The 22110-nt window shown below is 73.7% G+C and carries 20 protein-coding genes; 9 read left to right on the top strand and 11 right to left on the bottom strand.

Annotation, left to right across the window (positions count from 1 at the left end; translation table 11 throughout):
* Positions 1–18 precede the first annotated feature (18 nt).
* Positions 19–981: a LysR family transcriptional regulator gene (locus tag OG488_RS31890; RefSeq protein WP_329235324.1), complete on the top strand. Its 963-nt coding sequence runs from the start codon at positions 19–21 to the stop codon at positions 979–981.
* Positions 982–999: 18 nt separating this feature from the next.
* Here the strand turns inward: OG488_RS31890 and OG488_RS31885 are convergent, their stop codons facing one another.
* The 5 genes from OG488_RS31885 to ligA form a co-directional block, all read right to left on the bottom strand.
* The gene (locus OG488_RS31885) at positions 1000–1305 is read right to left on the bottom strand and encodes a 4a-hydroxytetrahydrobiopterin dehydratase (RefSeq protein WP_329235321.1); all 306 of its coding nucleotides are present in this window, start codon (positions 1303–1305) and stop codon (positions 1000–1002) included.
* 118 nt (positions 1306–1423) lie between these two features.
* Positions 1424–2164, bottom strand: coding sequence for a YoaK family protein (locus OG488_RS31880; RefSeq protein ID WP_443074283.1), 741 nt, complete (start codon positions 2162–2164; stop codon positions 1424–1426).
* 128 nt (positions 2165–2292) lie between these two features.
* Entirely contained in the window at positions 2293–4596 is a 2304-nt protein-coding gene (gene secD, locus OG488_RS31875; protein ID WP_329235316.1) for a protein translocase subunit SecD, read from the bottom strand.
* 36 nt (positions 4597–4632) lie between these two features.
* Positions 4633–5163: a hypothetical protein gene (locus tag OG488_RS31870; RefSeq protein ID WP_329235313.1), complete on the bottom strand. Its 531-nt coding sequence runs from the start codon at positions 5161–5163 to the stop codon at positions 4633–4635.
* A gap of 399 nt (positions 5164–5562) precedes the next feature.
* Complete coding sequence (gene ligA / locus OG488_RS31865; RefSeq protein ID WP_329235312.1) at positions 5563–7647, bottom strand: NAD-dependent DNA ligase LigA; 2085 nt, start codon at positions 7645–7647, stop codon at positions 5563–5565.
* 238 nt (positions 7648–7885) lie between these two features.
* On the opposite strand from ligA, the gene OG488_RS31860 reads away from it, so the two are divergent.
* From OG488_RS31860 to OG488_RS31850, 3 genes are all read left to right on the top strand, one after another.
* Positions 7886–8821 (top strand): DUF1996 domain-containing protein, encoded by a 936-nt coding sequence (locus tag OG488_RS31860; RefSeq protein WP_329235310.1) that lies wholly within the window; start codon positions 7886–7888, stop codon positions 8819–8821.
* An 83-nt stretch (positions 8822–8904) separates the two neighbouring features.
* Positions 8905–9531, top strand: a complete 627-nt coding sequence (locus OG488_RS31855; protein WP_329235308.1) for a DUF305 domain-containing protein — start codon at positions 8905–8907, stop codon at positions 9529–9531.
* Between the two features lie 7 nt (positions 9532–9538).
* On the top strand, positions 9539–10594 hold the full coding sequence (locus tag OG488_RS31850; RefSeq protein WP_329235305.1) for a LacI family DNA-binding transcriptional regulator: 1056 nt from the start codon (positions 9539–9541) through the stop codon (positions 10592–10594).
* 12 nt (positions 10595–10606) lie between these two features.
* Here OG488_RS31850 and OG488_RS31845 read toward each other — a convergent pair whose 3' ends face one another.
* Both OG488_RS31845 and OG488_RS31840 read right to left on the bottom strand, forming a co-directional pair.
* Positions 10607–12901, bottom strand: a complete 2295-nt coding sequence (locus tag OG488_RS31845) for a phage holin family protein (RefSeq protein ID WP_329235302.1) — start codon at positions 12899–12901, stop codon at positions 10607–10609.
* 101 nt (positions 12902–13002) lie between these two features.
* The gene (locus OG488_RS31840; RefSeq protein WP_329235299.1) at positions 13003–13419 is read right to left on the bottom strand and encodes a hypothetical protein; all 417 of its coding nucleotides are present in this window, start codon (positions 13417–13419) and stop codon (positions 13003–13005) included.
* A 179-nt stretch (positions 13420–13598) separates the two neighbouring features.
* Here OG488_RS31840 and OG488_RS31835 point away from each other — a divergent pair, with 179 nt between their 5' ends.
* A complete protein-coding gene (locus tag OG488_RS31835; RefSeq protein WP_329235296.1) occupies positions 13599–14375 on the top strand; it encodes an MBL fold metallo-hydrolase in 777 nt (258 codons plus the stop codon).
* On the top strand, positions 14372–14992 hold the full coding sequence (locus tag OG488_RS31830; RefSeq protein ID WP_329235293.1) for a DedA family protein: 621 nt from the start codon (positions 14372–14374) through the stop codon (positions 14990–14992). Before OG488_RS31835 ends, OG488_RS31830 begins: the two co-directional genes overlap by 4 nt.
* A 26-nt stretch (positions 14993–15018) precedes the next feature.
* Here OG488_RS31830 and OG488_RS31825 read toward each other — a convergent pair whose 3' ends face one another.
* The 4 genes from OG488_RS31825 to OG488_RS31810 form a co-directional block, all read right to left on the bottom strand.
* On the bottom strand, positions 15019–16044 hold the full coding sequence (locus tag OG488_RS31825; protein WP_329235291.1) for an MBL fold metallo-hydrolase: 1026 nt from the start codon (positions 16042–16044) through the stop codon (positions 15019–15021).
* 13 nt (positions 16045–16057) lie between these two features.
* Entirely contained in the window at positions 16058–17296 is a 1239-nt protein-coding gene (locus OG488_RS31820; RefSeq protein ID WP_329235288.1) for an aminotransferase class I/II-fold pyridoxal phosphate-dependent enzyme, read from the bottom strand.
* 118 nt (positions 17297–17414) lie between these two features.
* Positions 17415–18260 (bottom strand): SMP-30/gluconolactonase/LRE family protein, encoded by an 846-nt coding sequence (locus OG488_RS31815; protein ID WP_329235285.1) that lies wholly within the window; start codon positions 18258–18260, stop codon positions 17415–17417.
* Positions 18257–19030 (bottom strand): IclR family transcriptional regulator, encoded by a 774-nt coding sequence (locus tag OG488_RS31810; protein ID WP_329239157.1) that lies wholly within the window; start codon positions 19028–19030, stop codon positions 18257–18259. The genes OG488_RS31815 and OG488_RS31810 overlap by 4 nt, the downstream gene beginning before the upstream one ends.
* A 237-nt stretch (positions 19031–19267) precedes the next feature.
* Between OG488_RS31810 and OG488_RS31805 the strand changes: the two genes are divergently transcribed.
* The 3 genes from OG488_RS31805 to OG488_RS31795 all read left to right on the top strand — a co-directional run bounded on the left by OG488_RS31805 (position 19268) and on the right by OG488_RS31795 (position 22085).
* Positions 19268–20764, top strand: a complete 1497-nt coding sequence (locus OG488_RS31805; RefSeq protein ID WP_329235282.1) for a bifunctional phosphatase PAP2/diacylglycerol kinase family protein — start codon at positions 19268–19270, stop codon at positions 20762–20764.
* Between the two features lie 98 nt (positions 20765–20862).
* Positions 20863–21672: a methyltransferase domain-containing protein gene (locus OG488_RS31800; RefSeq protein ID WP_329235280.1), complete on the top strand. Its 810-nt coding sequence runs from the start codon at positions 20863–20865 to the stop codon at positions 21670–21672.
* A 59-nt stretch (positions 21673–21731) separates the two neighbouring features.
* Positions 21732–22085, top strand: coding sequence for a VOC family protein (locus tag OG488_RS31795; RefSeq protein ID WP_329235277.1), 354 nt, complete (start codon positions 21732–21734; stop codon positions 22083–22085).
* Positions 22086–22110: the final 25 nt, after the last annotated feature.

The raw sequence follows: 22110 nt of genomic DNA, 5'->3' as shown, positions 1-22110 counted from the left end.
CGCCCCTACCGTGCGCGCATGGAGCTGGAGTTACGTCATCTGCGCGCCGTACGGGCCATCGCCGACACCGGCAGCCTCACCAAGGCCGCGGCGTCCCTCGGGCTCGCGCAGCCCGCGCTCAGCGCACAGTTGCGGCGGATCGAGAAGGCACTCGGCGGGCCGCTCTTCGACCGGGACCACACGGGCGCGCGGCCCACCCCGCTGGGCGAGCTGGTGCTCGAGCGGGCCCGGGTGGTGCTGCCCGCGGTCAGCGGACTGCAGGAGGAGGCCGTGCGCTTCGCCAACGCGTGGGCCACCGTGGAGCGCTTCCGGCTCGGCGGCACGCACGGCCCGCTGCTCGGCGGGCTGGTCGACCGGCTGGCCGCCGCGCATCCCACGGCGCCCGTGACCACGCACACCGCGTGGTCGGTCGGGGAGATCGCCTCGCTGCTGATCGACGGCAGGCTCGACTTCGCGCTGATCGGCGCCTGCGGGGAGAGTCCGCCACCGATGGCCGACCGGCTGGTCTGGGAGGTGATCGGCATCGACCCGGTGTTCGTCATGCTGCCCGAGGACCACCCGCTGGCGGGCGAACAGGAGCTCGGGCTCTCCGCGTTGGCGGACGAGTGCTGGGCCGACGTGCCGGGCGACGGCTGCTTCGCCGACTGCTTCACCGCGGCCTGTGCGCGCGCCGGCTTCACCCCGGTGTCGGTGTACGAGACGGACACGGCCTCCGTCGTCCATCTGGTCCAGGTGGGCCGGGCGATCGGACTGTGCCGGGCCACCTTCCCGCCGACGCCGGGCCTGGTGACCCGCCCTCTCACGGGCTCACCGCTGAGCTGGCGCCATCTGCTGGGACGGCACCCGCGTTCCCTCGCCGCCGGTGCGGCGGCCGGTGCGGTGACCGGGCACACCCGGTCGGCGTACGCGGAGGCGGTGCGGCGCAGCGACAGCTACGCGGGCTGGCTGGCCGCACACCCCCGGTTCGGTCCGGCGCTCTGATCTCCCGTGCGGCAGGGGCTACTTCGCCCCGTGACCGGGGGCGATCGCCTCGACGCGTGCCGCCAGCGCGAGGTCCTTCCGCGTGACGGCGCCACCCGCGTCGTGGGTGTGCACGGCGAGGGACACGGTGTTGTAGCCCAACGTCAGGTCCGAGTGGTGGTCGAGCTCCTCCTGGACCTGGGCGACATGGACGGTCAGCCCCGCCGCCGCGAAGTGGGAGGGCAGTCGGTAGGTGCGGGTGATCCGGTCACCTTCCAGTTGCCAGCCGGGCAGCTCGCGCAGCCCTGCCTCGATGTCGTGCGCGGACAGCGGTTCGGTGGGCATACGGCGCCTCCTGGGGCGTAGCGGTGCGGCCTGCGGTGCCCGTGACGTTACGGCCCGGGTCCGTCGGCTGTCGCGCCCGACACCGGCCGAAGCCGGCACGGTGCGACGGCCCGCTTCATCAGGCCGCGGGCGGCCGCGTCCAGAGCGCGTCGCTCCGGGCGAACAGGGTCGCCGCCGTGGTCACCGCGGCGAGAAGGGCCACGGCGATCAGCAGAGGCAGGGCCGGGTGTCCCTTGAGTAGGGCCAGAGCTCCGAGGAAGGCGCCGGCCAGCATGGCCCCGGCGGAGAGGACGCGCCGCCCCGCATGGCCGCCGGGTCCCTTGGCGAGCCGGCTGTCGGCGATGGTCGCGGTGAGGGTGCGGGTGAGTACGGTCGTGGTGAGGTCGGGCACGGCGAGCACCCGGACCATGGCGTTCTGCACGCCGAGTCCGAGGCCGAGCAGCACGATGAGCGCGAAGCGGGCCCCTCCCGTGTACGGCCGGCCCGAGACCAGGGCGACCGTCATGGCGGCGGTGACGAAGGCGGTCTCGACAAGAAGCGCGTGCTGCAACTGCTGGCCCCGGTGGGCCCTGGCCCGGTGCACGGTGAACCCGCCGGTCAGCGCCCCCGCCGCGAACGCGACCAGCGCCGCCGCGGAGGCGGGAGTCGAGAAGCCCGGTGCGCCGGCGAGCGAGAAGCCCAGGAGGACGACGTTGCCGGTCATGTTCGCGACGAAGACATGCCCGAGGAGCAGGAAGCTGAACGCGTCGACCGTTCCGGTGAGCACGGTCAGCACGAGCAGCACCGGCGGCAGCGGACCGTGCGGCCCGGTCATGTCGGGTACGAGCGTGTCCCGGGCGTCACGCAGCACGGCAGGCACGAGCGGCACGCTCCGTTCACTGGACGTGGTCAGGATTGTGCCGCAGGCCGCCGGATGTCCGACCCGTACGCGCCGCGCCGGGTGTGCCGGGGTGCGCTTCCCCCGGCCCGACGCGTACGGCCCGCGGACTACACGCGTGCTCCGGCGTCGGCCGGGTCCCGGCCGGTCCGCCCGGGTGTCCGCCCCCGCGTCGTCCCGCGCCCCGTTGCCCGTTTCCCGGTGGGAGGCGGGGCCTTGCGGTGCCCCTCCAGAAGGAGTGCTCCCGGTACCGCGGTCAGCACCGAGGAGTACGTACCCACGCCGATGCCGATGAGGAGGGCGAGGGCGAAGTCCGCGAGGGACTCACCACCCAGCACGGCGAGGGCGACGAGGATGAACAGGGCGCCCATCCCGGTGTTGACGGTGCGCGGGACGGTCTGCAGGACGGCGCGGCCGGCCACCTCGGCGAGCGGGGTGCGCCGGTTCCGGGCCCACAGCTCCCGCACCCGGTCGAACACCACGACGGAGTCGTTGACGGAGTAGCCGATGACGGTCAGAAGGGCGGCGAGGAAGATGCCGTCGACGGGGCGGCCGAGCCACGCGAAGGCACCGACGAGCAGGACGACGTCGTGCACCAGGGCGCCGACCGAGGCCGCGGCGAACGTCCAGCGGAACCGGGCCGCGAGATAGGCGAGTTGTACGCACACGGCGACGCCGAGGGCGATCAGGGCGTTGCGCCGCAGTTCGTCGCCGAGGCTGGGCCCGATGAGCTCGTCCCGCACCTTGGCCGTCGCGCCGCCCTCCTCGGCCAGGGCGGCGCGCAGGGCGTGTTCCCCGTCGTCGTCCAGCCTGCCGGTGCGCACGGAGAGGTCGTGCTCGCCCGCGGTGGTGACCTCGGCGTCGGTGAAGCCGGCGGCGGCGATCGCGTCCCGGGCCTCCTCGACACCGACGGGACGGCTGGTGGAGTACTCGACGAGCCGCCCGCCGGTGAACTCGACCCCCAGGTCGACGCCGCGCACGAGGATTCCGGTCACGGCGACGAGGACGAGTGCGGTGGAGACCGTCAGCCAGCGCCCCGGTGACCGGAAGAGCCGGGGGTCACGTGTGCTCAGCCAGGTGCGGACGCGACCGGGGCGCGCGATGCCGTTGACACCCCGGTAGTCGTTGACGAAACGGGAGCCCGCCGCGATCTCGGTGAGCGCCCGGGCGATGACGAGTGCCGAGAACATCGAGGCCAGGACACCGATGCCCAGGGTGAGCCCGAAGCCCTTGACCGGTCCGGAGCCGAGGAGGAGGAGCAGGCCCGCGGCGATGAGGGTGGTGACGTTGGAGTCGGCGACCGCGCTTCGCGCGTGACGGAACCCGGCCGCCAGTGCGGAACGGAGCGGGCGGCTCGTCCGGTGCGCGTACTCCTCGCGGGCCCGTTCGAAGACGAGGACGTTGGCGTCGACCGCCATGCCGACGGCGAGGACGAATCCGGCGAGGCCCGGCAGCGTCAGGGTGACTCCGAGCGCCACCAGGGCCGCGTAGGAGATCACGCCGTACGCGACGAGGGCGAGGGCGGCGAGCGCTCCGAAGAGCCGGTACACGAGGGTGACGAAAAGGGCGGTGGCTGCCGCGCCGATGAGTGCGGCCCTGGCGCTCGCGTCGATGGCGGCGGCGCCGAGTGTCGGTCCGACGGTCCGCTGTTCGATGATCTCGACGGGCACGGGGAGTGCGCCGCCCTTGATGAGCAGCGCGAGATCGCGGGCCTCGTCGGCGCTGAAGGAGCCGGTGATCCGGGTGGAGCCGGAGGGCAGGCCGCTCTCGCAGGCGACCGACGGATCGATCTGGGGCGAGGAGATGACCTTGCCGTCGAGGACGATGGCGACGCGGCGGCGTTCGTCCCCGGCCGGGTGGCAGGCGGCGTCCCCGGTGAGCCGCTTCCACTTCTGTCCCGCCTCCTTGTGGAAGTGGAGGGAGACCGCCCAGCCCGTGCCCTGCTGGGCGTCGAATTCCGCGGTGGCGTCCTTGACCCCCGCACCGGAGAGCCGCTCCGGGCCGAGGGCGAGGAGACCGCCCTGTTCGTCGGGCAGCGTCGTTCGCCCGTCCTGCTCGGCCCCGGTCCCCCGCACGGCGTGGAAGCCCAGTCGGGCGGTCCTGCCCAGGACCTCGGCTGCCTGGCGGGGGTCCTGGACGTCGGGCAGTTCGACGATGATCCGGTCCTCGCCCGAGCGGGTCAGGACCGGTTCGGCGACACCGAGCGAGTCGATGCGCTGCCTCAGCACCTCCAGGGTGCGGTCGGTGCTCTCCCGGTCGGCCTTCGCCGCCCGGGAGTCCTCGGCCTGCAGCACCATCCGGGTGCCGCCCTGGAGGTCGAGGCCGAGTCTGGGTGACATGGTCAGCGTGATGAGCACGGCGACGAGCAGCACGGCGGCAGCCAGAACCGCTCGCACCGTGGTGGCGCGAGTCATGGGAATCCCCTCGAGTGGGCGTCGTCCGCCCCGGACTCAGAGGGGACGGGGCGACAGGTCTGCGGAACAGGACCGGTGGCGGGCCGCCTGAGCGGCCGTCACACCCGGGGGCCCACGTACGCCGGGAAGCGTCGCCCGGACCCGTACGACGACGATGGGCCCTGCGCCTACCTCCAGGGGCGCGGCCCCCCGAGGGGGAAGACCGTGCGGGCACGGGGGCAGAGCGGCGTGGCCGGGCGGAGGCAGGTGGTGCGGCGCGTGCGGCCGGTCGGCGCCCGCGCGCGGCCGGGGTGCGGGGTCGGCGTCCGCCCGCCGGACGTCCACGGGCCGGGTGGCTGCCGAGGGACCGGAGACCCGCGCGGCGCCGCCGGACGCGGACGCGCCGGCCCGGATCGTGTGCGCGGCGCGGTGGGCGGCGTGCGTGTGCCGAGGGGCGAGGGGGCCGGCGGGACGGTCGGTGTGCGCGACCGCGGCCCCCTGCGCGGGGAGCGCCGCCCCGGCTGCCGCCGGTGCGCCGCCGAGCAACGTCAGGACGGCGAGGACCAGCCCGGCAAGGAGGTGCCGCACCTGGTGCGGTGCTGAGCGGGGCGCCGACGACGTGGAGTGCGGCGACGGCGTGCAGGACGGCGCCAGGGTGCAGTACGGCGACGGCGCGTCGTCGGCCGTCGTGCCGTGCGGCGGTGGAGTGCCGGGCGAGGGCCTGTCGTGCGGCGACGGTGGTGCGGGGACCGGCCCCGCGTCGTGCGGTGAGCGCGCGCCGTCCGCCGGGTTCCTCCGCCGGTGGACCCGCCGGCCATGCCGCCGTCCGTCACACGAAGAACCCATCGGTCCTCATCCTCCGGCCCCCACCGCACACCCACGCTATGGATAGCAAGGCATGATCGAACCCTCACTATGCAACACGGAGGCGAAAAACACCATCACCTAGGCAAATCCAAGGGATATCACCAGGGGTGGCTCTCGCGCCTACGAGGCAAGGTGGGCCTCGACCAGCTCCGCGAACTCCTCGGGGGCGGCTATCCGGACCCCCAGGTCCTCGGCCTTGGTCCGCTTGGATCCGGCCTTCTCCCCGGCGACGAGCAGACTCGTGCGCTTGGAGACCGAGGAGGAGGACTTCCCTCCCGCCCGCTCGATCAGCTCGTTCATCTGGTTGCGCGAGAGCTTCTCCAGGGCCCCGGTCATCGCCCCGGTGACCACCACGGTCATGCCGGCGAGCGGCAGCCCGGCCTCACCCTGTTCCCCGGCCTCCGGCTCGGCACCGGGCTCGGGCGGCGGAGTCGCGCCGGGCTCCGTCATGGTGACCCCGGCGGACACCAGCTTGGCGATCAGGGGCGCCAGCTCCGCCAGCTCCGTGACGACGGCGGCCGCCTTCTCCGTGCCGATGCCGTCGACCCGCTGCAACGCCTCCGCGTCGGCCGCAACGATCCGGTCCATCGAGGCGAAGTACCGTGCGATCCTGCGGGACATGGAGCGCCCCGTGCCACGGACACCGAGGGCGCAGAAGACCCGGGAGAGCGGCTGCTCCTTGGCCGCCCCGATGGCCGCGAGCAGGTTGTCGGTGGACGTCTCACCCATCCGGTCCAGGGAGAGCAGCTGGTCCCGCTCCAGCGTGAAGAGGTCGGCGAAGTCCTGGACGAGGCCCGCGTCGACGAGCTGGACGACCCGGGTGGCGCCGAGACCCTCGATGTCGAGCTGATCGCGGCCGGCCGCGTAGGAGATGGAGGCGACCAGACGGCAGTTGCGGCCCCGGGTGCAGCGCCAGCGCTGCTCACTCGTGTCGATCTCCGAGCCGCACTGGGGGCACACCTCGGGGAATTCGACCGGCTGCTCCTCACCCGTCCGCAGATGCGCCACAGGGGCCTCGATGCGGGGGATGATGTCACCCGCCTTGTAGACCATGACGTGATCGCCCAGGCGCAGATCACGGCGGGTGATGTCGGCCGGATTGTGCAGCGTGGCGTAACCGACGGTGGATCCGTCGATCTCGACGGGCTCCAGCACGGCGCGCGGCGCGATGATCCCGGTCCTGCCGACGTTCCACTCGACGGCCAGCAGCCGGGTGACCTTCTCCACGGCCGGCAGCTTGTAGGCGATGGCCCAGCGCGGCGCCCGCGTCCCTGACCCCGCGTCACGCTGGTCCGCGGCCAGGTCCGCCTTGATGACGATGCCGTCGATCCCGAACGGCAGCGAGGCGCGCAGGGCCGCTATGCCCTCGACCCCGGCCTGCACCTCCTCGACCGTGCCGACGGTGCGCGGCGCCACCGCGGTGTCCGCCGCGGTGTGCACGCCGAGCCCCGCGACGTACTCCAGGACCTCGCTGTGCGGAAGTCCGGCAAGGGTCGCCGTCAGCTCACCGGAATCCGGGAGCGCGAGCGCGCCGTACGCGAAGAAGGTCATCTCCACCCGGTACGGACGGTCCTTGGCGCGGAGTGTGCCCGCCGCGCCGTTGCGCGGGTTGGCGAAGGGGGCCGCGCCGTGCCCGGTGCGCACCGTGTTCGCCTGCTCGAACTGCTCGTTGGTCATGAGGATCTCACCGCGCACCTCGAGGGTGACGGGAGCACCGAGCCGCTCGGGCAGACCGAGCACCGTGCCGATCGCGTGCGAGACGTCCTCCCCGGCCGTCCCGTCGCCGCGGGTGATCAGCCGGTCGAGGCGGCCCTCCTGGTATCGCGCGGCGACGGCCAGGCCGTCGAGCTTCGGCTCCACGCTCCAGGCGGCGACGGGTCTGCCGATGCGCCGCTCCACCGACACGGTCCAGGTGACGAACTGCTCGGCGGAGAAGACGTTGTCCAGCGAGAGCATCGGGACGGTGTGCGGCACGTCCCCCGACGCCGCTCCGCCCGCGACCTTCCCGGTGGGCGAGGCGTCCAGAACCTCCTGCGGGTGCTCCTCCTCGTAGGCGGCGATCCCGCGCACGAGCCGGTCGTACGCGTCGTCGTCGAGGCTGCTCTCACCTGCGGTGTAATACGCGGCGGCGGCACGCTTGGCCTCTTCGACCGCGGCGGCGTAGGAGGCGGTGTCGGCGAGCGCACCTGCTGAGTTCGTCGTCATGACCACCATCCTGCCGTCCACCACTGACAGTCCCCCTCGCCCCATGGTCGAACCTCCCCCCGGGAGAGCGCTCTCCCGGTCATGGGACCCCGAATCCCGTTCAGCAGCAGGCATTTGAGGCCTCCTCTCAAAGTATTGACATGCTTCGGTCACACTTCTACGTTCCTTTGAGAGAGCGCTCTCTACCCTGGCCGGACCACCGGCCGGAGGAACCCCACTTCCTCGGAACAGGAGTGCCGTGCCCTTCCTCAAGAGACGCACGACCGAACACCGCGCACGCAGAGCCCTGCCGTCCTGGCGCTACCGGATCGCGGGCCTGGCCGCCGCCGCGCTGGCCCTCTCCCTCATCCAGGCCAACGCGGGCAACGCCGCCGGCGATCGCGCCCCCCAGGCCGGGGCCGAGGCCGCCGCCGACGTGGTCCGGGTAGCCGAGTTCCTCGCGGAATGCCCCTACACGCACCGGGCCCCCGACGACCCGATCGTGCTGCCGAACCTGCCCGGTGCCTCGCACATGCACAGCTTCTTCGGCAACGACTCCGCGAACGCCCACTCCGATCTGGCCTCGCTGGAGAAGGCCCGCACCAGCTGCGCGCCCGCGACCGACCTCTCCTCGTACTGGGTCCCCACGCTGTACGACGGCGACCGGGCGGTGGAGCCGACCGGCACCACCTTCTACTACCTCGGCGAGGGCGTGCGGGACGACATCATCCGGACGATCGAGCCGTTCCCCCGCGGGCTGCGCATCGTCGCGGGCAACGCCAAGGCCACCGGCCCGGACGACAACACCATCTCCCGCTGGTCCTGTCTGCACCACGGCGAGGTCGACCCGTCGCACGACTTCGTCAACTGCCCCGCGGGCTCCATGATGGAGAGCTACCTGGACTTCCCGCAGTGCTGGAACGGCAGGGACCTCGACTCGGCCGACCACAAGAGCCACATGGCCTATCCGGTCGGCGGGGCCTGCCCCTCGACCCACCCGGTCCCGGTTCCCAAGCTGCGTCAGGTCCTGCGCTATCCGGTCAACGGTGACCCCGCACGCCTCCGGCTGGCCTCGGGGCGGGGCTACACGATGCACGGCGACTTCTTCAATGTCTGGCCCGAGGCGGAGATCGCACAACGGGTGCGCGACTGCATCAACGCCATCATCAAGTGCGGGGCCGACGGCACGCCCTGACCGCACATCGACCCACCGTCCGACCAGCGCCCGTCCGGGTCCCCGAGGCCCGGACGGGCGCCCCGCGCAAGGACCTCCTGCCGATGACGGCTCGTCGCACCGCAGCCCTGCTGCTCCTGCTCGTCCTTCTGACCTCGTGCGCCGGGGAAGGAGACCGGCGGTCGGACCCGGCGTCCGGCCACTCCCCCACGACGGCCGGCTCCGCCCCCTCCGTGGACCCGACGGACGCCGCATGGGTCCAGCTGATGATCCCGATGGACGAACAGGCCCTCGTCCTGCTGGACGTCGCGGCCGGGAAGGCCACCGGCCCCGGGCTGCGGTCCTGGGCGGCCCGCCTGCGGACCGCGCAGGCCGGCGAACTGGCCGCGCTGCGGGGGCTGCGGGACCGGATGGGGCTGCCGGACACCGATCTGCACAAGGGGCACGACATGCCGGGCATGGTGACGGCCGAGGATCTCGACCGCGCCCGCGCCGCCCGGGGCGCGGCCTTCGACCGCCTGCTCGTGACCCTGATCCACGACCATCTGCGCCAGTCGGAGCAGGTCTCGCGCTCAGCCACGGCCGCCGGCGGCTCGGCGGATGCCCGAGCGCGGGCGCGCGCCCTGGTGGCCGCGCGCGGGGAACAACTGGCGGCTCTGACGGATCTGTGCGCGGGCAGGGCCGCTGACGTGCCGGAACCCTTCGCCTGCCCATCGGATCACCCGGTATAAAGACTGCATGACTGCCGACGTCTCACCGCCCGTACGCCCCGCCACCTTGGAGGACGTGGCCGCGGTGGCGGGCGTCTCCCGGGCCACCGTGTCCCGCGTGATCAACGGGGCGACCACGGTGGACCCGGCCCTGCGGCGCGTCGTGGAGGAGGCGGTGGCCACCACGGGCTACGTCCCCAACCGTGCGGCGCGGTCGCTGGTGACCCGGCGGACCGACTCGATCGCCCTCGTGGTCTCCGAGCGCGAGAAACGCCCCGTCTCCGAGCCCTTCATCGGCCGGATGTTCTCCGACCCCCACTTCGGGCGTGTGGTCGAAGGGCTGATGGACGTGCTGCGCCCCGCCGGCATCCAGATGGTGCTGATGCTGTCCGACGACGAGGCCTCCCGGAACCAGCTGTTGTCCTACCTGCGCCAGGGGCACGTCGACGGGGTGGTGCTGATCTCCTCGCACGCCGACGACCCGCTGCCCGGCCTGCTCCACGACACCCGGCTGCCCGCCGTGCTGGCGGGCCGTCCCCGCCGGCCCTCGCCGCTCACCTACGTCGAGGCGGATCAGCGGGCCGGGGCCCAGATGGCGGCCGGGCATCTGGCCGCCCTGGGCCGGCGGCGCATCGGCACGGTCGCGGGCCCTCAGGACACGCCCGCGGGGCAGGTGCGGCTGACCGGCTTCCTGGACGCGCTCGAACAGCACGGCATCGGGGACGTGGTGACCGCCGAGGGCGACTTCACGCACGCGGGCGGGGCTTCCGCGATGCGGCGGCTGCTGCGTGAGCGGCCGGACCTGGACGGGGTGTTCATCGCCTCCGACCTGATGGCGCTGGGCGCGCTGCCCGTGCTGCTCCGTGCGGGCAGGGACGTGCCCGGGGACGTGGCCGTGGTGGGCTTCGACGACAGCAACGCGGCGGTGGCGTGCGATCCGCCGCTGACGACGGTGCGTCAGCCGGTCGAGGAGATGGCCTCCGAGATGGCCCGGCTCCTCCTGAAGCAGATCGGCAAGCCGGGCGACGGCCCCGCGCCGTCCGTGGTCTTCCACCCGACGCTGGTGCGGCGCGAGTCCGCCTGACGCCCGGGGCCGTCACCCACGTGTGCCCGGTAGCCCGGCGTCGTCGGGGTCAGGCACGGCGGGGAGCGGTGCGACCGCGCCGGCCGGGGCGCCGGATCCGGCCGGGCCCCCGGAGCGGACCGGCTGACCGGCAGGCTCGATCGGGGAGGACGCGTCCGGGAAGGGCTCGTCCGGCGGCGCGGCCCCGGTGAAGGCCTCCTGCCCGAGCGGCACCTGCGGCCCGGAGAGCTCCCGCAGCCAGCGGGCCAGCACCCGGTGCACCGCTTCCGCCCCCACAGGACCGGTCCGGGGCACCCCCGCGGGATCCGCCGGGGACGCTCCCCGGGGCGCGTCCGCCGCCATCGCGTCGAGCGGGTCCGTCAGCGTCCGGGGCCAGAGCAGGAACGGCCGGGACTGTTCGCCGCCGAGCCCGCCGTGCGAGCCGATCTGTTCCTCGAAGGCGTGCACCCGGCCGGTCCCGGGGTCGTACGCCGAGTTGACCATGACGTCCGCGACGTGCGGGAATCCGTCCGTCCGGCGGACCGCGTCCGCCGCGCCGGCCCCGAAGACGGCCAACGGCCCCTCGCCGTCCGTCAGCTCGGCCACCGGGATCTCCGCCCCGCCCCCGCCGAGCACGACCGAGCCGTGCTTCTCGCTCCGTACGAGCAGGAAGCCGATCCCCGGATGGGCGGCCAGCGTGCTGAGCAGGGCGGGGTGGCGACGGTCGAGCTGTTCGCGCGAGGCACGCCCCTCCATGTCCGGGAACGACAGCAGCCCCAGGTTCCCGGAGGCGAGCACGACCGGGTCGGAGGACTTGGGGTGTTCCTGCTCGTGCTCCCCGGCGACCGGCCGGTGCAGAGCGATGCGCACGGCGTCGCGGGCCTCCGAGGCGCTGCGGGTGCGCTGGGCCCTGCGGGGCACGGGCAGTCCGCAGCCGGCCCGTACGAGGTCCTTGAGCGTGAGGCCGTACCGCCCCGCGAAGGTCTCCCCGGGGCTCTGGCCGTGGTCGGACAGCAGCACGATCCGGTAGGCGCGCGGGGTGTGGTCGGCGATCTTCAGGATGAGGCCCAGCGAACGGTCGAGACGTGCGAGGACCTTCTCCGCGTCCCTGCTGTGCGGCCCGGAGTGGTGGGCCACCTCGTCGTAGGCGACCAGGTCGGCGTAGACGGCGGTGCGCCCCGCGAACATGTCACCGATCACCGCCGCGACCACCACGTCGCGTTCCACGACGGTGGCGAAGGCCCTGATGAAGGGGTAGAGCCCCCCGCGCTTCACCCGGGGGGACTCCTTCCGCACCCGTGCCCGGACCGACTGGCCGATCTCGCGGCCCACCTCGGCGACGAAGGACAGGGCCGTGCGGACGGCGTTGGCGGGGTCGGAGAAGTAGGCGAAGTAGCCGGAGCGCGAGCGGCGCCCCTTGCCCAGCCGGGCCGCCATCGACAGGACCAGGGCGAGCTGGTCCGCGCCGCCGCTGAAGAGGTTGCCCCGGCTCGCGCCGTCGACGGTGAGCAGGCCGCCGTCATGGGTGCGGGCGATGGCCCTGCGCTGCAGTTCGAGGGCGCTCGCCGGTCTGCTGGAGACCATGACGGTGCCGCTCTCCTTCTCGAACCAGCGGAACGCGGGCACGTCGAAGTTGGTGCCGTGCAGGATGCCGAGCTGGCTGGCGCCCGTCTGGCTGGACCAGTCGGTGGTCCACGGGGTGAGCCGGTGGCCCGCCTCGTCGGCGAGCAGGCCGGCCACGGTCGGCATGAGCCCGTCGGCCGCCGCCTGTTCCAGGACGTCGTGGCCGACGCCGTCGAGCTGGACGAACACGATGCCGGGCGGTCCGGCCCGTCCGCCGTCCGCGCTGTGCGGGACGCCGCTGCGTCTGCGGCGCCGGTCGGCGAGCCGGGAGAGCCTGCGCCGGTAGGCGTCGTCGTCACGCACCGCGAGGGCGGTGGAGACGGCGGAGGCGACGGCGGACATCACGGCCGCCACGACGACGGCGGTCTCCGGGGCGGCGTCGCCGCGGCCGTCCGGGATGAGCCGCAGGGCGATGAGCAGCAGCGAGCCGTTGAGGAAGAAGACCAGGGCGCCCAGTACCAGGGCGGGCACGATGAGCAGGGCCCGGACGAGCACGGGCCAGACCAGGGCGGAGAGCAGGCCGAAGGCGCCCGCTGCCCAGGCCGCGGTGAAGGCGGTCCTCGTGACGGTGTCGCCGTCGTCGGCCTGGAGCCGGAAGTCGGGCAGGATCCCCGCGAGGGCGAGCAGGGTGAGGGTGGAGACACCCCACACCGAGACCACGCGTATGAGGGTTCCCCCCGCCCTGCGCCATCGCCCGTCACTCACGCCGTTCCACCTCACGTCCGGGCCGGGTGTCCGTCATGGCCCGGACCAAGCCTGTCACAGCCCGTTCCGGCTCCTCCGGGGCCCCGGGGCCTCTCCGGGGATCAGCAGCCGTCGTACCCCGCGGTGGGCATGGAGAGCCTGCGGTGGACGCTGGCCTTGGTGCGCGCGGTGTAGACGGGCTCCTCCAGACCGGCGAACTCCAGACGCACGCCGCGCCGCTCGCACTCCGCGGTGAAGTCCGGCACGGAGACGAGCGCCCGGGCGAGCACGCGGTCGTTGGGCGCCACGAACAGCTCGACCTGCTCGCCCTCGACGCCCGCCCACAGCGCCTGGTGGTCGGGGCGCAGCCCGTAGACGCGGAGCTGGCGGGTGACGACGTAGCCCTGGTCCTCGGCCCAGCGGGCGCACATGGCGTGCTGGCTGCGGGTGTCGACGAGGAACGGGTCGCCGTCGAGCTCCTCCAGCGGTGTGAGACTGGCGATGGCCGCCACCCGTACGTCTGCGATGACGTCGTCCATGAACGGATCCCCCCGCACTCGGATGCTGGCCCTGACCCTACCCCCGCCGTAGCGCTCCGTAGCCGCCCGGTACCGTGCCGGGAAGGGCGTGAAGGAGCACTCCGGCGGGGGAAGGGCGCGGAGCGCCTACGCTCGTACGCGTACGGGAACGGCGGATCGACGGACGAGGAGGCGGGGCGGTGGAGGTCACCTGGTGGGGTCATGCCACCTGCACCATCGAGGACACCGGGGTCCGGGTGCTGACCGACCCCCTGTTCGCGCGGCGCTTCGCGCACCTGCGCCGGCGCCGGGGCGAGGTCCCGCCGCCTGAGGCCGCGGTCGCCGACGCGGTGCTGATCTCGCACCTCCACTCCGACCATCTGCATCTTCCCTCCCTGGCCCGCCTCGCTCCCGGGAGCCTGGTGATCGTGCCCCGGGGCGCGGTGCGCGCCGTCCCCGGCCTGCGGGTGCTGCGACGGCTGCGCGGTCTGCGGATCTCCGAGGTGGGTCCCGGTGACGCGGTGCGGGTCGGTGAGGTCCTGGTCCGCGCGGTCCCGGCCCTGCACGACGGGCGTCGCCTGCCGGTCGGCCCGCACCGGGTGCCCGCTCTCGGATACGTCGTGGAGGGCGAGGCCCGCACCTACTTCGCCGGGGACACCGGGCTCTTCGACGACATGGCCGAGGCCGTGGGTCCGGTGGACGTGGCGCTGTTGCCGGTCGGCGGCTGGGGCCCCAACCTGGGCCACCACCATCTGGACGCGACGCGTGCCGCGCAGGTGCTGACGCTTCTGGAGCCGCGGTCCGCGGTGCCGGTGCACTACGGCACGTACTGGCCGATCGGGATGGACGGGATCCGGCCGCACGAGTTCCACGCGCCGGGCGACGAGTTCGTGAGGCAGGCGGCGCGGGTGGCACCGGACGTGGCGGTCCACCGGCTGGGCCACGGCGAGCATGTGAGACCGGAGGCCCGTAGGTGATCGACGAAGTGCTGCGGCAGTTGCCGACGGAGTCGACGCAGCAGGCCGCGGGCTATCCGACATTGTTCCTGCTGGTGGCCCTGGGGTCGCTGGTGCCGGTGGTGCCGACGGGGGCGTTGGTGAGCACGGCGGCCGTGGTGACGTTGCACCAGTCGTCACCGTTCGCCCTGCTCGTGGTGTTCGCCGTGGCGTCGGGCGCGGCGTTCCTCGGGGACATATGCCTGTACTGGCTGGGGCAGCGCGGGGTGCGGTCCAGGAACGGTTCGAAGTGGCTGGAGGCCCTCACCCGCAGGGCCGCTCCGGAGCGGCTCGCCCAGGCGCAGCGGAAGCTGGACGAGCACGACACGATGGTGCTGGTGCTGTCGCGGCTGGTGCCGGCCGGGCGCATCCCGGTGATGCTGGCCTGTCTGCTCGGCACGATGCCACTGCGGCAGTTCGCCCGTGGTGATGTGGCCGCGTGTCTGGCCTGGGCGGCGACGTATCAGCTGATCGGGATCCTGGGCGGTTCGCTGTTTCCCGAACCGTGGGAGGGCGTGCTCGTCGCGATCCTGCTGACGCTGCTGATCAGCGGGACCCCGGCGCTCTGGCGGCGGCTCCGGGCGCGCATGGCCGGCTGAGCGGCCGGGGCGCCGGCCGGCCACGGTCAGGCCTCCAGGACCCGTGAGCCGCCGACCGGAAGGTCCCAGAGGTCGGTGCGCGGGTGTCCGGCCCGCTGCCAGGCGGTACGGAGCCGGGTGAGCGGTTCGAGCACCGGTTCGGCGGAGAGGACGAACGTCGCCCAGTGCATCGGGGCCATCGCCCGGGCCCCCAGGTCCTCGTACGCCTGTACGGCCTCTTCCGGGTCGGTGTGCACGTCCGAGAGCCACCAGCGCGGTTCGTAGGCCCCGATCGGCAGGATGGCCAGGTCCAGGCCGGGATAGCGGCGGCCGATCTCCTCGAACCAGTGGCCGTAGCCGGTGTCCCCCGCGAAGTAGAGCCGCCGCCCCCGCGCGTCGCCGAGCACCCAGCCGCCCCACAGGGAGCGGCAGGTGTCCAGGAGGGTGCGCTTGGACCAGTGGTGGGAGGGGACGAAGTCGAAGCGGACCCCGCCCAGCTCCACCGATTCCCACCAGTCGAGCTCGGTGACGCAGGTGAAACGACGGCGTCTGCACCAGCGGCCGAGGCCCGCGGGGACGAGGAGGGGCGTGTTCCTGGGAAGTCTGCGGAGCGTGGGGGCGTCCAGGTGGTCGTAGTGGTTGTGACTGATGAGGACGGCGTCGACGCGCGGCAGTTCCTCCCACGGGACGCCGACCGGGGTGATCCTGGCGGGGGTGCCGAGGATGCGCCGTGACCACACCGGGTCGGTGAGGACGGTGAGCCCGCCGATGCGGACGATCCAGCTGGCGTGTCCGGCCCAGGTGACGGCCGTCGTGTCCACGTCCACGACGGGCAGCGGCCGGGGGGCGTAGGGCAGCCGGTGGATGCCGCGGAGTCCCTCGGCGTTGGGCCGGAGGGCGCGCTCCCTGGCCAGACGCGTCATGCCCCTGACACCCGGGAGCGGGGCGGTGAGCCGGTCGGCGAAGGAGCGGGGCCAGGTCCTGGGCTCGCCGAGACGTCGCGGAGGGGCGGCGGGACGCCCCGGGGGCGCGTGTCCGGCTCCGGGGAGCGGACGCTCGGTCTGTTCCGTCATCGAGAGGCTCCTGTCATCGGAGTTCATCGAGGGCTGCTGCGAAAATGCTCAGTGCTCGGGCGACATGGGGCAATTCCAAGGGCTCCACCGCAGTGAGGGACTCCGTCTGCTGCTCCGGGGTTGCGCCGAGCAGCGGCCCGGTGCTCAGCCGCACCCGCAGCGCGCCCAGTTCGTCGCCGAAGCGGTGTCCCCCGGGAGCGGGCGCGCCGAGACGTTCCGTCAGGTACTCCTCCAGCTCCATGGAGTCCGTGACGCCCCGGGCGGCCAGCCGGGGGCGCAGCGGTCCGAGGTCGGCGTAGAGATGGCGGCCGGCCTGCGGAGGTCTGGCCAGGGCGCCGACGGTGAGCACCGCGCGGTGGGCGGCGGACGCCACGTGGGACTGGAGGCGGGCGGCCTGCCGGATCCGGGTCGTGACGGCCTCGGGTTCGTCCAGCGCGTGGGAGGCGGCCCGGGCGACCGGTTCCGCGACGAGGGCGCCGAGCGCGGTGAGGATGTCGAGCACCCGGGCCCGGCGCGCGGCGGCCCGTGCCGTGGCCGGGAAGCGTGCGACGGCGACCGGCCACGCGGACGGGGTGAGGGCTCCCGCCAGGTCGGACAGGACGGTGACGTCGTCGGGGCACATCTCGGCGGGGCTGAGCAGGACGGTGTCGTGGGGCTTGTGCAGGGTGTCGCGCCAGGTCTCGTCGCTGACGATGTGCAGCCCTTCGGAGACCGCGGCCTCGCAGGCCTCGCGCACCAGTTCCGGCGGGGCCAGTGTGGCGGTGGGATCGTCGGCCACCGAGATCAGGAGCAGCCGGGGTCTGCCGCCCTCGGCGCGCACCCGGCGGACGGTCTCCAGCAGGGCGTACGGGTCGGGGATGCCACCGCACTCGGCGGGCGTCGGCACGTGGTAGGCGGGCCGGCCCAGCAGGCGTGCCTGGGGCGTCCACGTGGCGGGGCAGGGCCGGGGCATGAGCACATCGCCGCCGTGGGCGGCGATCAGCGCGAGGAGGAGGGGCTGGGCGCCCGGGGCCGCCGCGATGCCGTCGGGGCCGCCGTGCAGGCCACGCCGCCCCCAGTAGCCGCAGGCCGCCTCCCGCAGGATCGTTCCGCCACCGGGTGGTTCGGGCCGGGTCCGCGCGGCGGACGCGGCCAGCACGGCGGCGAGCTCGGGCAGCACGGGGAGACCGGGGTCGGGGGCGGGCGGCCCGTAGCGGACCGGGCCGTGCCCCTCCCCGAGGGGGTGGGGCCGCGTCCGCTCGCTCCCGTGCATCCCGGGGTCTCCCTCCGCCTGCGTCGACCTCAGAGCCCTTTATACGGAGGTTCCCCGGGGTCCGCCCCCGCACCGGCTCCGGAAGGCGGCGGAAATACGCATCCGGGCCCCGGCCCGCTCAGCCGGCGAACGGTGTCCCGGGCAGCCCCTGTCCGGCGTCCGGCAGCACGAGCAGGGAGCCCGACAGCGGGTGGGGGGCGTCGAGGCCCGTCCGGGCGGTGGAGACGTACAGGTCGCGGAGGCCGGGACCGCCGAAGGCGCACGCGGTGGGCCGCCGGACCGGCAGCTCCACGACCCGGTCCAGCCGGCCGTCGGGGGTGTAGCGCCTGACCGACGCGCCGTCCCAGAAGGCGACCCACACGCAGCCCTCGGCGTCCACCGTCAGCCCGTCGGGCCATCCGGGCCGCTCGGTGGCGACGAAGGGGCGCCGGTTCAGGACGTGCTCCCCGTCCACGTCGAACACGTCGACGCGGCGGGTGGGGGTGTCGACGTAGTACATCAGCCGGCCGTCCGGGCTCCAGCCGGTGCCGTTGCTGACCGTCACCGAGTCCAGGACGGGGCTCACCGTGCCGTCCGGGGCGATCCGGGACAGGGTCCCGCCCGCCTCCGCCTCGTCGTAGCGCATGGTGCCCGCCCAGAGCGCGCCGTCCGGTGCCACGGCCGCGTCGTTGCCCCGCCGCCCGGGGACGGGGTCGTGGACCAGCCAGGAGAAGGAGCCGTCGGCGTCGTACAGTCCCGTGCCGTCCCGCAGGACGACCACGAGGCCGCCGCCGGCCCGCGGTTTCGCCGCCCCGACGTGCTGTCCGGTGGCCATGACCGTACGGCGGCCCGTCGACGGCTCGTAGGTGTGGACGCGGGAGGAGAGGATGTCGACCCAGATCAGCCGCCCCGCGGCCGGGTCCCAGGTGGGGCCCTCACCCAGCTCGGCCTCGGCCCGGACCGCCACCTCGGGGGACGTCCTCACACCTGGCTCCGGTGGTGGCCGAGCCGGCCGGACAGCGCGTCGGCGCCGCCCGCGGCGAGCTGCGCGAGCTCCTCCTCGCGCTCCTCGCTCCAGCGGATCATCGGCACGGAGATGGAGAGCGCGGCGACGACACGGCCGGACCGGTCCCGGACGGGCGCGGCCACACAGCTCACGTCGGGGTTCGACTCCCTGTGCTCGACCGCTATGCCCCGCTTGCGGACGACGGCGAGCGCGGCCCGCAGCTCCACGGGATCGGTGAGGCTGTTGTCGGTCATGGCGATGAGCTCACGCCCGTCGAGTCGGGCGTCGAGCTCCGGCTCCGGGAGCGCGGCGAGCAGCAGTTTGCCGACGGAGGTGCAGTGCGCGGGCAGCTTCCTTCCGGCGGCCGAGACCATGCGGACGGCGTGGGTGGAGTCCACCTTCGCGATGTAGATGACCTCGGTGTCCTCCAGGATCGCCACGTGGACCGTCTCGCCGCAGGTCTCGGCGACCTCACGGGCGACCTGCTGCCCCTCGGCCGCGAGGTCGAGCTGCTCGGCGTAGCGGCTGCCCAGCTGGTAGGTGCGCACACCCAGCCGGTAGCGGCCCGGCTGCTCCGGGACCGTGACCAGGTAGGACCGTGCGGCGAGCGTGGTGAGCAGCTCGTGGACGGTCGTCCGCGGCAGTTGGAGCTTGCGCGTGACCTCGGGAGCGGAGAGAGTTCCCTCACCCTGGAGGAAGAGTTCGAGAACATCCAGCGCCCTGGTCACCGCAGGGACGAGTCGCCCCATGATCGCCCGCCAATCTCGTTCGACACTCCGGTCAATGACCGGAATCACGAACGCAGGCTAACGTCAGGGAACTTGTCCGGGCAATGTCCGCGGCACGACGCGGTGGGCCGGAGGGTGCTTTTCGTCACATCCTCCGCATTCCGATCGGGCCTCACACCGGGATCCGGCCGGAATTCGACGGAGGACCTTGCGCGCGCCTCCTGGTTCACCGCCCGGTCGCAGGGTATTCGCTGTCCCATGTCCACATCGAGCAGTCTCTCCTCCCCCGGCCGCTGGCAGGCCTGGTTCCACCAGCGCGACATGGCCGCGTTCCAGCGCGTGGCAGAAAGACACTGGCCCGGCGCCGAGCACGTCCTGCCACGGCTGAGCCGCAGCGCCAACCACGGCCTGCTCTGGTTCGGGGCCGCCGCGGGCATGGCGGCGCTGGGCTCCAGCGCGCGGTCCCGCAGGGCGGCGCTGCGCGGAGTCGCCTCGCTGGCCGTGGCCTCGGCCGCGATCAACACCGTGGGGAAGAGGGCCGTACGCAGGGACCGGCCGATAGTGGATCTGGTTCCGGTCATACGGCAGCTGAAGCGTCAGCCCTTCACCACGTCCTTCCCGTCGGGGCACGCGGCGTCCGCGGCGGCGTTCGCGACGGGCGTCGCCCTGGAGTCGAAGGGCTGGGGCGCGGTCGTGGCCCCGGTCGCCGTGGCCGTGGCGGCGTCACGCGTCTACACCGGCGTCCACTATCCGAGCGATGTGATGGCGGGTGCGGCGCTCGGCGTCGGGGCGGCGTTCGCACTGCGGGGCGTCGTACCGACCCGTGGACAGCTGCCCGCCCCCGGCAGACCGCCGGCCGAGGCGCCGGCCCTGCCCGCGGGCAAGGACCTGGTGGTGGTCGTCAACCGGGAGTCCGGTTCCGCGACCGCGGCGGCGGCCGTGATCCGCGACGCGCTGCCCCTCGCGGAGACGGTGGAGTGCGCACCGGCCGACCTGTCGGGGTGCCTGGAGGAGGCCGCACGGGAGGGCAAGGCCCTGGGCGTGTGCGGGGGCGACGGCACGGTCAACATGGCGGCGGCCGTCGCGGCCACCCACGGCGTGCCGCTCGCGGTGTTCCCCGGCGGGACCCTCAACCACTTCGCGTACGACCTCGGCATCGAGACCGTGCACGACACGGTGACGGCGCTCACCGCCGGTGACGCGGTCCGGGTCGACCTGGGCCGCTTCCGGCCGGGGCCGCAGGGGCCGGGCGGGGCGCACGGGTACTTCCTCAACGCCTTCAGCCTGGGCGTCTATCCGGAGCTGGTGCGCACCCGGGAGCACTGGGCGCCCAGGATCGGCGGGTGGCCCGCGGGCGTGCTCGCGGCCTTCGAGGCGCTGCGGGGCTCCCGCCCCCTGACGGCCGAACTCCAGGGCAGGCGGAGGCCGTTGTGGCTGCTCTTCGTGGGCAACGGGCTGTTCCGGCGGGTGGGCCCCGCTCCGGGGCGCCGGCACAACCTGGCGGACGGACTGCTCGACGTACGGGTGGTCCACGGCGGCCGCACCCCCGGACTCCGGCTGCTCGCCGCGGCGATCGCCGGCCCGCTGTCCCGCTCCCCCGTCCACGCGGCCGTACGGCGCCGCGCGGTGCGGCTCGCCGGCCTCACGCCGGGCACCCCGTACGCCTACGACGGCGAAGTGGCGCACTCCGGAGAGGAGTTGCTGATCGACAAGCTGCCCGAGGCGCTGACCGTGTACTGCCCGATGCCTGCGTAGCGATGACCGAATGATGAGACACCTATCTCAGGATGCGACACCGCAGCGTACCTTTGCCCCATCGCCGGCGACGATGCTCCGGGAGAGGACGTACGGCCATGCCGAAGGAAACCGCCGTCTACACACACGGCCACCACGAGTCGGTCCTGCGCTCGCACCAGTGGCGGACCGCCGCCAACTCGGCGGCGTACCTCCTCGGTGAACTCCGCCCCGGTCAGGCGGTCCTGGACGTCGGCTGCGGGCCGGGCACCATCACCGCGGACATCGCCGCGCTGGTGGCGCCCGGCCCGGTGACGGCGGTCGACACCGGCCGCGACATCCTGGACCGCGCGGCGGCGGCCGCCGCCGGACGCGGGCTGGACAACGTGGAGTTCACCGTCGCGGACGTCCATTCCCTGGACTTCCCCGACGACTCCTTCGACGTCGTCCACGCCCATCAGGTGCTCCAGCACGTGGGCGACCCGGTGCAGGCACTGCGCGAGATGCGGCGCGTCTGCCGGCCCGGAGGCGTCGTCGCGGCGCGCGACAGCGACTACGCGGCGATGACCTGGTACCCGGAGGTGCCCGGGATGCGGGAGTGGCAGGACCTGTACGGCCGGGTGGCCCGCGCCAACGGCGGCGAGCCCGACGCCGGACGCCGGCTGCTGTCCTGGGCCCGGCAGGCCGGCTTCACCGACATCACCCCGACGGCGGCCGCCTGGTGCTTCGCCACGCCGGAGAACCGTGCCTGGTGGAGCGGGCTCTGGGCCGACCGCACGACCGCGTCCGTGTACGCGGAGCTCGCCGTGGACGGCGGGCACGCGAGCGCCGAACAGCTGACGGCCGTCTCGGATGCCTGGCGCGCCTGGGGCGCAGAGCCCGACGCGTGGTTCATGGTGCCGCACGGCGAGGTGCTCTGCCGGGTGTGACCCGGCGGCGGGGAGCGAACCGATCCCCTCGCACCGGGTCGGCAACTACCCTCGTGGGCATGGAAATCCTGGGAACCACGCTGCGTATCTGTGTCGACGACCTGGAGGCCTCGGTGGCCTTCTACGAGGGCCTGACGGGCACTCCGGCGCTGCGCTTCGAGCGCGGCGGGGTCGCGGTGGCCGCGATCGGCTGCTTCCTGCTGATGAGCGGCCCGGAGTCGGAGCTGGAGGTGCTGCGGAAGGTGTCGGCGACGATCGCGGTCAAGGACGTCGACGAGGCCAACGCGGCACTCACCAGGGTGGGAGCGAAGGTCATCGCGGGCCCCGTGCCCACCCCGGTGGGGCGCAACCTGATCGCCCTGCACCCGGACGGCTCGGTCTTCGAGTACGTCGACCGGAACGTGTCCGCCTGACGGCGGTCGTCCGGAAGGCACCGTG

This window comes from Streptomyces sp. NBC_01460, assembly GCF_036227405.1.
In the GTDB taxonomy this organism is placed as follows: domain Bacteria; phylum Actinomycetota; class Actinomycetes; order Streptomycetales; family Streptomycetaceae; genus Streptomyces.
Note: the sequence above shows the minus strand (reverse complement) of the source record. Positions and strands in the feature narration are given on the sequence as shown.